This window comes from Burkholderia sp. SCN-KJ, from assembly GCF_024656005.1.
Lineage (GTDB): Bacteria > Pseudomonadota > Gammaproteobacteria > Burkholderiales > Burkholderiaceae > Burkholderia.
In genome coordinates, this window is sequence record NZ_JANKOG010000006.1 from 59,004 (window position 1) to 71,367 (window position 12,364).

General features: G+C 68.1%; 8 protein-coding genes. 5 read left to right on the forward strand and 3 right to left on the reverse strand.

Going from position 1 to position 12,364, the window contains the following annotated elements; genetic code table 11:
- Positions 1–299 precede the first annotated feature (299 nt).
- The 3 genes from NQV17_RS11915 to NQV17_RS11925 form a co-directional block, all read right to left on the reverse strand.
- Positions 300–1,487: a porin gene (locus NQV17_RS11915; protein ID WP_257772422.1), complete on the reverse strand. Its 1,188-nt coding sequence runs from the start codon at positions 1,485–1,487 to the stop codon at positions 300–302.
- 119 nt (positions 1,488–1,606) lie between these two features.
- The gene (locus tag NQV17_RS11920; protein WP_257772423.1) at positions 1,607–4,027 is read right to left on the reverse strand and encodes a glycoside hydrolase family 31 protein; all 2,421 of its coding nucleotides are present in this window, start codon (positions 4,025–4,027) and stop codon (positions 1,607–1,609) included.
- A 27-nt stretch (positions 4,028–4,054) separates the two neighbouring features.
- Positions 4,055–5,326, reverse strand: a complete 1,272-nt coding sequence (locus NQV17_RS11925; protein ID WP_124519659.1) for an MFS transporter — start codon at positions 5,324–5,326, stop codon at positions 4,055–4,057.
- 446 nt (positions 5,327–5,772) lie between these two features.
- Between NQV17_RS11925 and NQV17_RS11930 the strand changes: the two genes are divergently transcribed.
- From NQV17_RS11930 to gsiC, 5 genes are all read left to right on the forward strand, one after another.
- A complete protein-coding gene (locus NQV17_RS11930) occupies positions 5,773–6,723 on the forward strand; it encodes a MurR/RpiR family transcriptional regulator (RefSeq protein WP_257772424.1) in 951 nt (316 codons plus the stop codon).
- The gene (locus NQV17_RS11935) at positions 6,720–7,706 is read left to right on the forward strand and encodes an isoaspartyl peptidase/L-asparaginase family protein (protein ID WP_044842906.1); all 987 of its coding nucleotides are present in this window, start codon (positions 6,720–6,722) and stop codon (positions 7,704–7,706) included. The genes NQV17_RS11930 and NQV17_RS11935 overlap by 4 nt, the downstream gene beginning before the upstream one ends.
- Positions 7,707–7,733: 27 nt before the next feature.
- The gene (locus NQV17_RS11940; protein WP_257772425.1) at positions 7,734–9,674 is read left to right on the forward strand and encodes a dipeptide ABC transporter ATP-binding protein; all 1,941 of its coding nucleotides are present in this window, start codon (positions 7,734–7,736) and stop codon (positions 9,672–9,674) included.
- Positions 9,675–9,803: 129 nt separating this feature from the next.
- Positions 9,804–11,366: a glutathione ABC transporter substrate-binding protein GsiB gene (gsiB, locus tag NQV17_RS11945; RefSeq protein ID WP_044842908.1), complete on the forward strand. Its 1,563-nt coding sequence runs from the start codon at positions 9,804–9,806 to the stop codon at positions 11,364–11,366.
- A 67-nt stretch (positions 11,367–11,433) separates the two neighbouring features.
- Entirely contained in the window at positions 11,434–12,354 is a 921-nt protein-coding gene (gene gsiC, locus NQV17_RS11950) for a glutathione ABC transporter permease GsiC (protein ID WP_044842909.1), read from the forward strand.
- Positions 12,355–12,364 lie beyond the last annotated feature (10 nt).

Genomic DNA, 12,364 nt, shown 5'->3' on the forward strand with positions numbered 1-12,364 from the left:
GGACGGGAACCTGGCATGGCTGGCATCCAGTTGTGGGCGCAACGAGGCGCGACGCCGCCCGGCGCGCGCGTCGCACGTCGGACCCTGATACGGCGTGCGTCGAGTGTAGCGCGGTGTCGGGACTGCAAGAAGGGGGCAAGCAGCAGGGATGAGCCCGACGAATTGTAAGGTATCGGGCCGATGGCGAAAACCCTCGCACTGCGCGGCGCGTGCGACAGAGCGCAGACGAGGCGCGGAATCCGGCGCCCCGGGCGATGCGGACCGTCCGGGGCGGCGGCGGGCGATGCGCTGCCGCGGTTTCAGAACGTCACCGCGATCCCGGCCATGCCGACGAACTGGCCGTGCGTCGTCGACGGCGTGAGCTGCTGCGAGTCGCCGACGATCGGCGCCGCGTCGACGATATGGCCGGCACCTTGCGCGCCGAGCGTGCGCCCGCTCGAATGCGTGTACGCCTGCAGCGCATAGAGCGTCGTGCGCTTCGACAGGCTGTACGACTCCTTCAGCGAATACTGCTGGTAGCGGGCCGCGTTCGACACGCCGTTCGCCTTCGACGCGCGCGTGTACGCGAACGCGCCGGCCACCGAGAAGGTCGGCGTGAAGCGGTACGCGGCGAGCGCGCCGTAGGTGTTGAACACGGCCGTATTCGCGAACGCGGAGCCGTTGCCGGGCAGGTACTTCACGTTCGAGTAGTTGAGGCCCATCGTCAGGTTGCCGAGCGTGTAGTTGCCGGCTGTCGCGACCTGCTCGACGGCCTTCGCGGTCAGGTAGCCCTGGTTCAGCACGGACACGGCGAAGCTGCCCGACGCCGCGGTCGCCGGATTCAGGAACCCCGCCGACGAACCCGAGCTGTTGATGCGCAGGTAGCCGGCCGCGATCCCGACCGGCCCGTTCGCATAGCGCAGCGCGGCGCTGAACGTATTGCCCTTGCCGGTCGCGCCGGCGATGCCGCCGAACGCGTACATCGCGCTCGCGGTCAGCCCGGACAAGGTCGGCGACGTATAGGTGACCGAGTTGTTCACGCGGATGGTCGTGTCGAGGCCGTCGATGTCGCCCGGATGCGCGCCGGTCGCACCGGTCAGCCAGCTGCTCGACGCGTAGGGGCCGACCAGCAGGAAGTACGGCGTGTACTGGCGGCCGGCCGTCACCGTGCCGTAATGGTCGTTGCGCAGCCCGACGAAGGCCTGGCGGTTGAAGATCGTGCCGGCGGCGGCTTGCGCGCCGGTGTTCAGGTTGAAGCCGGATTGCAGATCGAAGATCGCGTGCGTGCCGCCGCCGAGATCCTCGTCGCCGCGCAGCCCGAACTTCGACGCATACAGGTTGCCGTCGCGCATGTACACGTTCGAGTGGCCTTGCTGGTTGTTCACGTACGCGAGCGAATCGTCGACCACGCCGTACAGCGTCACGCTGCTCTGCGCATGGGCGGCGGAAGCGCCGAGCGACGCGGTGGATAAAATCAGGATTGCATAATGATGATGCGGTGCCTTCATTGTCGATCTCCAGGTCTCTTCAGGGGGCGGGAGGCTGGACGGCCTCCTCTTGGATGGCGGGGCGGGCCGCGTGCGCGGTCCGCCCGAACATGGCTCGGCGCTTGCCCGAGCGTGCGCGGTCAGTCGTCGAGCGCCACGACGAGGCGACGCCACGCGCCGTCCCGCGCATCGTGCTCGACGCGCGCGCCGCGCACCGCAAGCGCGCCTTGCAGCGACGCCGGCAGCAGGATCTCGAGGCGCTCGGCGGGGCGATGCATGCGGCCGTCCCAGCGGACCGACACGCCGAGTTCGCCCGACGCCTGGCGGCCGGTCTCGATGCGCCACAGCCCGTATTCGCCGTCGCGCCACGCTTCCGTTTCGCCGTCGTCCTCGACGCATTCGCCGTATGCGACACCGTCCTCGATGCGCGGCGCGACGAGGAAGCCGCGCGTGTCCGCGCGCGCGCCGAAGCGTTGCTCGGCGACGTTCAGCGGCAGCACGCGGCCTTCGCGCAACAGCATCACCGGCGTGTCGAGCGGCGCGGGCAGCGTCACGCTCGCGCCGCCGTCGAACGATCGCGCGCTCGCGCAGCACAGCCAGCGCGCGCCCGACGGCAGGTAGACCGTGCGCTCGGTGCGGCCCGGGTCGACCACCGGCGCGACGAGCAGCGCGTCGCCGAGCATCATGTCGTCGCATTCGTCGTAGCAGCGCGGGTCGCGGGGGAAGTCGCCGAAGGTCGGCCGCAGCACGGGCTCGTAGCGCGTGGTCGACAGCCACAGCAGGTGATAGAGATAAGGCAGCAACCGGTAGCGCTGCTTGATCAGCGAAGCGATCCGCGCGGTGATCTCCGGATACATCCACGGTTCGTTGACGGTGCCGTCGTCATTCCACGAATGGATGCTGAAGCGCGGCATGAAGATGCCGAACTGGACCCAGCGCAGCAGCAGCTCGGGCGACGGTGCGGGACCGGAGAAGCCGCCGATGTCGTGACCGATGTTCGACACGCCCGACAGCGCGAGCCCGAGGCCCATCTTCAGGTTGTAGCGCAGCGTTTCCCATGACGTGTAGTTGTCGCCGGACCAGGTCTGCACATAACGCTGCATGCCGGCGCCGCCGGAGCGTGACACGAGGAACGGCCGCTGCGCCGGCGCATGCGCGCGCTGCGCGTCGCGCGACGCACGCATCATCAGCATCGTCTGCAGCACTTTCGCCTCGCGCGCGGGGAAAGGCTGGCCGAAGCCGTGCGCGATCGCGTCGGGCGACCAGATCTCGTATTCGTTGTTGTCGTTCCAGGTCGACTCGATCCCGTAGTCGAGCAGCGCCGACGTGACCTGCTCGCGCCACCAGCGGCAGGCGTCGGGTTGCGTGAAGTCGATATATGCGCCGACCTCGTCCCAGAACTGCACCCATGCCGGCTCGCCGGACGCCGAGCGGATCAGCAGCCCGCGCCGTGCAGCGTCGTCGAACGCGGGATGGTCGCGCAGCAGGCACGGCTTGATGTTCGCGCACAGGCGGATGCCGTGGTCGCGGTAGTGCTTCACGAAACCCTTCGCGTCGGGAAACTTCTCGCGGTTCCAGTTGAACACGTAGCGCTTCGCGCCGATCGACGTATAGCCCGACGACAGGTGGAACGAATCGCACAGGATGTCGTGCGATTCACACTGCTCGACGAACTGGTTCATCTGGCGCTGCGCGTCCGGGGCGTCGGTGTAGCTCATCGTCGAGCCCGAATAGCCGAGCCCCCATTTCGGCGTGCGCGCCGGGCGCCCGGTGAGCCACGTGAAGCGCCGTGCGGCCGTGAGCGGCGTGTCGGGCGATGCGATGAAGTAGTAGTCGAGATCGCCGTGCTCGGCGACGAAGTAGCGGTACAGACCGTGGTAGTTGTCGAGCTCGCGGCCCATGTCGAACGCGCAATCCGACAGCGTGTCGTAGAACAGCCCGAAGCCCTGGCACGCGTCGGGCGACCAGGTGACGTAGAACGGGATGTGCTTGTAGAGCGGGTCCGTGTGCTTCGCGCTGTAGCCCATCGCGTCGATGTTGCGCATCTCGAAGCGCGCGCCGGTACGGTCGAGGTCGCCCGTGCGTTCGCCGAGGCCGAACACCTTGTCGCCGCGCTCGCGGGCGACGTAGTGATAGGCGCGCTCGTCCCACCAGCCGAAGTTGTACGCCTGCGTCGCGCGGTCGGCGAGCACGACGCGCCACGCGCCGTCGGCGCCACGCATCGACCACGTGCAATGGCCGCCTTGCCGGCGTACCGTGAGACGGATCTGCGCGGTTTCGATGCGCACGCCGCCGTCGTCCTCGCCGAAGTCGTAGACGGGCAGCGCGAACCCGCCGAGGTCGAGACGGTCGCGGCCCTCGAGCGGCACGTCGTCGAGGCCCGGTGCGACCGTCCAGGTGCGCGGGTTGCGCGCCGTCGCGTCGGGCAGCACGCGCACGCGCACGATGTCGTCCTCGAGCACGAAGATCTCGAGGGTCGCGCCCGCGTCGGACGCGAGCAGCACACGGTTCGCCTGGCGGGCGGCGACGCGGAACACGGGCGGATGAAGAAGCGAAGTCATGAAGGCGATTCCTGGTGAAAACGGAGGTCAGGCGTGTTGCGCGAGCAGGCGTTCCTGCTTCGACTGCCCGCGGATCAGCACCGCGAGCAGCGTGACGCCGATGATGTCGAACAGGCCGAGGCACGCGAACAGCGGCGCGTAGCCGATCTTGTCGGCGAGCGCGCCGACCAGCAGCGAGAAGCCGAGCCCGCCGATCCACGCGGCCATGCCCGCGAAGCCGCTGGCGGTGCCGACTTCCTCGGGATCGAACACGTCGGCCGACAGCGTGTTGACGAGCGCGGAGATCATCTGGTGCGCGAAGCCGCCGACGCAGAACAGGGCAATGGCCGTGTATGGCGACGACACGAGCCCGATCATCGCCGGCCCGAGCATCAGCACCGAACCGAGCGCGACGCCGGCGACGCGGGACCACACGAGCGGCAGTTTGAACCGGTTCGCGAGGTAGGGCGACAGGTAGCCGCCCGCGATGCCGCCGAGGTCGGCCGCGAGAAACGGCATCCACGCGAACACGGCGATCTGCGTGAGCGCCATGTGGCGCTCGGTGGCGAGGTACAGCGGAATCCAGAAGCTGAAGGTCTGCCATGCGGGTTCCGCGAAGAAGCGCGGCAGCGCGATCGCCCAGAAGCGGCGCGCGGTGACGACGTCGCGAATCCGGCGCTTCGACACGGCCGGCATCGTGGCCTGGCCGTCGCGGATCAGCGTGCGCTCCTGCGACGTGAGGCGCGGATGATAGGCCGGCGAGCGGTACTGCGTGTACCAGAGCGCGGCCCACAGGAAGCCGAGGGCGCCGGTGACCATGAACGCGGATTGCCAGCCGAACCGCATCGACAGGAACACGACGAGCGGCGGCGCAATCGCGGCGCCGAGCGACGTGCCGGCATTGAAGTAGCCGACCGCGACGGATTTCTCGCGATCGGGAAACCATTCGGCGACGGCCTTCATCCCCGACGGAATCGCGGCGGCCTCGAACAGCCCGAGCAAGCCGCGCAGGATGCCGAGCGACAGCCAGCCCGACGCGAAGCCGTGCGCGACGCCGACCACCGACCACAGCATCGCGAACAGCGCAAACCCGAGCCGCAGCCCGATCAGGTCGACGATGAACCCGCACACCGGCTGCATGATCGTGTAGCCGATCTGGAACGCGCCGACGATATACGAGTACTGCTGCGTCGAGATCGCGAACACCTGCTTCAGTTCCGGTGCGAGCACCGCGAGGGAGTTTCGAGCGAGGTAGTTGAGGATCGTGCCGAGGCATACCAGCACGATGATCCACCAGCGCAACGCCTTGACTGTTTTCACTGCTGTCTCCTGATCCATGCAAGTCGCCCGGTCAGGGCGTCTCGTTCAGTCTTATTTGTACGATGTCCGATCTTGGTGGGCGTCGATTCGCCCAGTTTTTCTCAAAATGACCGCATTCAATCGAACATTTCGATGTTGTCGAAAGACGATGTTATCGGACGACTGATCATTTTCGAGCATCCTATGTTCGAATTCGAATCAGGTCAACGTGAATCTGCATTCGAACGAACATGCTTGGGGTATTCCCGAGGCCAGTAGATCGGATGTCCGGCGCGTTGCATGGCGATTGAGCGCCGAACGCCCGCGTGCCGTGGCCGAGCGTCTGTCGCCGGGCTGACCGGATCAGCCGGGCCCGGCAGGGGCGTGACAACCCTGATGAAAATTTATTTTTTTCCTGTCGGCAGATTGTGTAAATTTATTTTCATCCACCTTGCAAAACCATTCGCATGACGCCGCTCGTACCGCACGATGTCAGTCACGAGGAATCCGCGATCGCGGAGCGCATCGCCTCGGCCATGCCGCGGATGACGCCGATCCACCGCCGGATGGGCGAGTTCGTGCTCGCAAATCCGTTCCGCGCGGCGACGATGCGGATCGACGAGCTGGCGCAGGCCGTGAACGCATCGATCGCGACCGCGAACCGCTTCGCGAAGGCGCTCGGCTTCGACGGCTATCCGGCGATGCGCGCGGCGCTCGTGCGCGGCTTCGAGGCGACGCTCGGCCCGGTCGAACGGCTGCGTTCCGCGCAGGAGCAAGAGCAGGAGCAGGGCGTGCGCGGCGCCGCGTGGATCGACGCGGTGTTCGACCAGGCCGTCACGAACATCGAGAACACGCGCGCGCAGCTGGATGCGGCCGACGTCGAAGCGGCCGTCGAGGCGATCGTCGGCGCGCGGCGCGTGCTGATCCTCGGCGCCGGTTCGAGCGCGTTTCTGACCGGGCTGATGGAACATGGCCTGTCGGTGTGTCACGACAACGTGCAGTCGCTCGCGCTGCTCGGCGGCCCGTCGCATGCGGCGCGGCGCCTGTACACGGCCGACTCGCGCGATCTCGTGATCGCGCTCGCGTTTCCGCGCTACGTGAAGGACACGATCGAGCTGGCCCGCCGCGCGGCGGCGCGCGGCGCGCGCGTGCTCGGCATTTCCGACGGGCCCGGTTCGCCGCTGGCACCGATCGCGTCGCTGAACCTGTACGTGAAGGCCGAGCGGCGTTTCGCGGCCACGTCGGAAGCGGCCGTGCTGACGATGATCGAGGCGCTGATCGACGCGGTCGCGCTGCGCACGCACCGCTCCGCGAAGTCCGCCGCCGAAATGACCGAATTCCTGTTGCCGTGGCTGGTCCAGCCGCAAGCGGCGCTGCCGGCCGCCAACCCATCTTCTTCCGGTCCGCAAAAATCATGACTTCATCCGCGATCGTCGCGATTCATGGCGGTGCAGGCACGATCCTGCGCGAGGCGATGGACACCGACACCGAACGCCGTTACCGCGCCGAACTCGCCGCGATCCTGCAGGCCGCGCAGAAGGTGCTCGCCGACGGCGGCAGCGCGCTCGACGCCGTCACCGTCGCGGTGCGGATGCTCGAGGACTGTCCGTTGTTCAACGCCGGGCGCGGCGCCGTCTATACGGCCGAAGGCAAGCACGAGCTCGACGCGGCGGTGATGGACGGCACGACGCTCGCGGCCGGCGCGATCTGCTGCGCGACGCGCGTGCGCAATCCGGTCCTCGCCGCGCGGCGCGTGATGGAGGCGAGCGAGCACGTGCTGTTCGCGGGCGCGGGCGCCGATGCGTTCGCGGCCGCACAGGGCCTCGAACTTGCCGAGCCCGGCTACTTCGACACCGAAGCGCGTCGTGCGCAGTGGCTCAAGGCGCGCGAGGCGGCCGGCATGATGCTCGACCACGACGCGGCGACCTTCGCGTTCGGCGCCGGGCAGCCGGCCGAGCCACTCGATCCCGACCGCAAGCACGGCACGGTCGGCGCGGTCGCGTGCGACCTGCGCGGCCATATCGCGGCGGCGACGTCGACCGGCGGCATCACCAACAAGCAGCCCGGACGCGTCGGCGATTCGCCGATCATCGGTGCCGGCTGCTACGCGGACGACGCGACCTGCGCGGTCTCCGCGACGGGCACCGGCGAGATGTTCATCCGGCTCGCGACCGCGCACGACGTGGCCGCGCAGATGGCCTATCGCGGCGCGTCGCTTGCCGACGCCGCGCACGACGTCGTGATGAACAAGCTGCCGCGCCTGGCCGGGCGCGGCGGGATCGTCGCGGTCGACGCGCACGGCAACGTCGCGATGCCGTTCAACACGGAAGGGATGTATCGCGGCTACGCGCGCGTCGGCGAGACGCCCGTGGTCGGCATCTATCGCGACGATGCGGCCTGATTCCGGATCGTACGAGGAGACCTTCGCATGACTTCGAGCCGAACCCCGTCCGCGCTGGTGCTGCCGGAACAGCGCGTGGTCGCCGTCGACGACCTGTCGGTGATGTTCCGACGAGAGAACGCGACGTTCGACGCGGTGCGCAACGTGTCGTTTCACGTCGATCGCGGCGAGACGCTCGCGATCGTCGGCGAATCGGGCTCCGGCAAGTCGGTCACGTCGCTCGCGCTGATGCGGCTCGTCGAGCACGGCGGCGGCGAGATCACGAGCGGCCGGATCGCGTTGCGGCGCCGCGGCGGCGCGCTCGTCGACCTCGCGCAGGCGAGTGCGGCGACGATGCGCGGGATCCGCGGCGCGGACATCGCGATGATCTTCCAGGAGCCGATGACGTCGCTGAACCCGGTGTTTCCGGTCGGCGACCAGATCAGCGAGGCGATCGCGCTGCACCAGTCGAAGAGCGCGACCGAAGCGCGCGCGGAAGCGTTGCGGCTGCTCGATCTCGTGCGCATTCCGGAGGCGCGCCGCGTGTTCGCGCGCTATCCGCACCAGTTGTCCGGCGGGATGCGGCAGCGCGTGATGATCGCGATGGCGCTGTCGTGCCGGCCCGCGCTCCTGATCGCCGACGAACCGACCACCGCGCTCGACGTGACGATCCAGGCGCAGATCCTGCAGCTGATCCGCGGCCTGCAGGACGAAATGAACATGGGCGTGATCTTCATCACGCACGACATGGGCGTGGTGGCCGAAGTGGCCGATCGCGTGCTCGTGATGTATCGCGGCGAGAAGGTCGAGGAGGGCGAGTCCGAGCGCATTTTCGCGACGCCCGCGCATCGCTACACGCGTGCGCTGCTCGCGGCCGTGCCGCGGCTCGGCTCGATGCACGGCACCGATATCCCCGAGAAGTTTCCGCTGCTGAAGGTGGACGGCGCGAGCGCGGCCGCGCCGGCGCCTGCCGCAAACGACGCGGGTGATGCGGCCGATGCGAACGATGCCGCCGCGGTCCCCGCCGCCGGGCAGCCGCGCGTCGATCCGGCCGCGCCGCCGATCCTGCGCGTGCGCGATCTCGTCACGCGATTCCCGGTGAAGAGCGGCGTGTTCGGCCGCGTGTCGCAGTACGTGCATGCGGTCGAGCGCGTGAGCTTCGAGCTGCGCGCGGGCGAGACGCTGGCGCTCGTCGGCGAATCGGGCTGCGGCAAGTCGACCACCGGCCGCTCGCTGCTGCGCCTCGTCGAATCGCAGAGCGGCTCGATCGAATTCGACGGCCGCGACATCAGCGCGCTGAAGGGCCAGGACCTGCAGGCGCTGCGCCGGAACATCCAGTTCATCTTCCAGGATCCGTTCGCGTCGCTGAACCCGCGCCTGACGGTCGGTTTCTCGATTATGGAGCCGCTGCTCGTGCACGGTGTCGCGAGCGGCCGCGAAGCGCAGGCGCGCGTCGACTGGCTGCTCGACAAGGTCGGCCTGCCGCCGGAGGCCGCGCGCCGCTATCCGCACGAATTCTCGGGCGGCCAGCGCCAGCGGATCGCCATCGCGCGCGCGCTCGCGCTGAATCCGAAGGTCGTGATCGCCGACGAATCGGTGTCCGCGCTCGACGTGTCGGTGCAGGCGCAGATCGTGAACCTGATGCTCGACCTGCAGCGCGAGCTCGGCGTCGCGTATCTGTTCATCTCGCACGACATGGCCGTCGTCGAGCGCGTCAGCCATCGGGTCGCGGTGATGTATCTCGGCCAGATCGTCGAGATCGGCCCGCGCCGCGCGGTGTTCGAGGCGCCGCAGCATCCGTACACGAGGAAGCTGATGAGCGCGGTGCCGGTGGCCGACCCGGCACGCCGGCATGCGCCGCGCCAGCTCGCGGCGGACGAGATTCCGAGCCCGATCCGCGCGGTCGGCGACGAGCCGATCGTCGCACCGCTCGTCGCGGTCGGCCCCGATCACTACGTCGCGACGCATCGCGTCGGCGGCGCGTATTGATTGCGCGACGAGGCGCATATGGACCGCAGCTGCGCACGTGCCAGGCAACGGCGTCACTACCCGGAGCGGATGCAGCCGCGCCGCGATTTCCACCACGCGTTACCGAATCATCCACAGGAGCCAGACAAAATGAACAAGCCGCATTCGTTCCCGATGTTCCGCCCGCGCGCGCTGTTCGCCGCGGGGGCAGGCGCGCTCGCGCTGTCGGTCGCCGCGCCCGCGTTCGCGCAGCAGAACGTCGTGGTCGCCGTGTACTCGACGTTCACGACGATGGATCCGTACGACGCGAACGACACGGTGTCGCAGGCCGTCGTCAAGTCGTTCTACGAAGGGCTGTTCGGCTTCGACAAGGACATGAAGCTGGTGAACGTGCTCGCGACGAGCTACCAGGCGTCGCCCGATGCGAAGGTCTACACGGTCAAGCTGCGCCCGGGCGTGAAGTTCCACGACGGCACCGACTTCAACGCCGACGCGGTGAAGGCGAACTTCGACCGCGTGACCGATCCGGCGAACAAGCTGAAGCGCTACGGGCTGTTCCGCGTGATCGAGAAGACCGAGGTGGTCGATCCGATGACGGTGCGCTTCACGCTGCGCGAGCCGTTCTCCGCGTTCATCAACACGCTCGCGCACCCGTCGGCGGTGATGATCTCGCCGGCCGCGCTGAAGAAGTGGGGGCGCGACGTGTCGCTGCATCCGGTCGGCACGGGCCCGTTCGAGTTCGTCGAATGGAAGCAGACCGACGACATGAAGGTGAAGAAGTTTGCCGGCTACTGGAAGAAGGGCTATCCGAAGGTCGATTCGATCGACTGGAAGCCGGTGGTCGACAACAACACGCGCGCCGCGCTGCTCAAGACCGGCGAGGCGGATTTCGCGTTCACGATTCCGTTCGAGCAGGCGGCCGACCTGAAGAGCAATCCGAAGGTCGAGCTGATCGAGCGGCCCTCGATCATCCAGCGCTACATCTCGCTGAACACGCAGAAGAAGCCGTTCGACAATCCGAAGGTGCGTGAAGCGCTGAACTACGCGGTCAACAAGGAGGCGCTCGCGAAGGTCGTGTTCGCCGGCTACGCGACCCCGCAGACGGGCGTCGCCCCGGTCGGCGTCGAATACGCGACCAAGCTCGGGCCCTGGCCGTACGATCCGGCGAAGGCGCGCGCGCTGCTGAAGGAGGCCGGTTATCCGAACGGCTTCGAGTCGACGCTCTGGTCCGCGTACAACCATTCGACGGCGCAGAAGCTGATCCAGTTCGTCCAGCAGCAGCTCGCGCAAGTCGGCGTGAAGGTGCAGGTGCAGGCGCTCGAGGCCGGCGAGCGGGTCGCGAAGGTCGAGAGCGCGCAGGATCCGGCGGCGGCGCCGGTGCGGATGTACTACAGCGGCTGGTCGGCCTCGACGGGCGAGGCGAACTGGGCGCTGTCGCCGCTGCTCGCGTCCACGTCGGCGCCGCCGAAGCTCTACAACACCGCGTACTACAAGAACGGTGCCGTCGACGACGATCTCGCGAAGGCGCTCGAGACGACCGACAACGCGAAGAAGGCCGCGCTGTACGCCGACGCGCAGAAGCTGGTGTGGGCCGACGCGCCGTGGATCTTCCTGGTTCAGGAGAAGATCGTCTACGCGCGCAGCAAGCGCCTGCACGGCATGTACGTGATGCCGGACGGTTCGTTCAACTTCGACGAAATCTCGGTGAAATGACGGCAGCTCGCCCGCTGTCCGGCGCCGGCGGCGCAAGCTGCCGGCGCGCTGATTCGATCGGTGCCCCATGCTGAATTTTCTCGTCAAACGCCTGTTCGGCCTGCTGCCCACGCTCGCGATCGTCGCGGTGCTGGTGTTCCTGTTCGTGCACCTGCTGCCGGGCGACCCGGCGCGGCTCGCGGCCGGCCCCGAAGCCGACGACGCGACGGTCGCGCTGGTGCGTGCCGATCTCGGGCTCGACCGGCCGCTGCCCGCGCAGTTCGCGAACTTCTTCGTGAAGATCGCGCACGGCGATTTCGGCACGTCGACGCGCAGCAAGCGGCCGGTGTCGACCGAGATCGGCGAGCGCTTCATGCCGACGCTGCTGCTCACGCTCGTCAGCATGGTGTGGGCGACGGCGTTCGGGATGGCGATCGGGATCGCGTCGGCGGTATGGCGCAACCGCTGGCCCGACCGCCTCGGGATGACGATCGCGGTGTCGGGCATCTCGTTTCCGGCGTTCGCGCTCGGCATGCTGCTGATGGAGATCTTCTCGGTGAAGCTCGGCTGGCTGCCGGTCGTGCCGGACGGCACGTGGAAGAGCTACGTGCTGCCGTCGCTGACGCTCGGCGCCGCGGTCGCGGCGGTGATGGCGCGCTTCACGCGCGCGTCGTTCGTCGAGGTGCTCAACGAGGACTACGTGCGCACCGCGCGCGCGAAGGGCGTGCACGAGCCGCTGGTGGTGCTCAAGCACTGCCTGCGCAACGCGATGATCCCGGTCGTCACGATGATGGGGCTGCAGTTCGGCTTCCTGCTCGGCGGCTCGATCGTCGTCGAGGCCGTGTTCAACTGGCCGGGGCTCGGGCGCCTGCTGGTCGATGCGGTCACGATGCGCGACTACCCGGTGATCCAGGCGATCGTGCTGCTGTTCTCGCTCGAATTCATCCTGATCAACCTGACCGTCGACGTGCTGTACGCGGTCATCAACCCGACCATCCGGTTCAAGTGAGCGTGAGGCC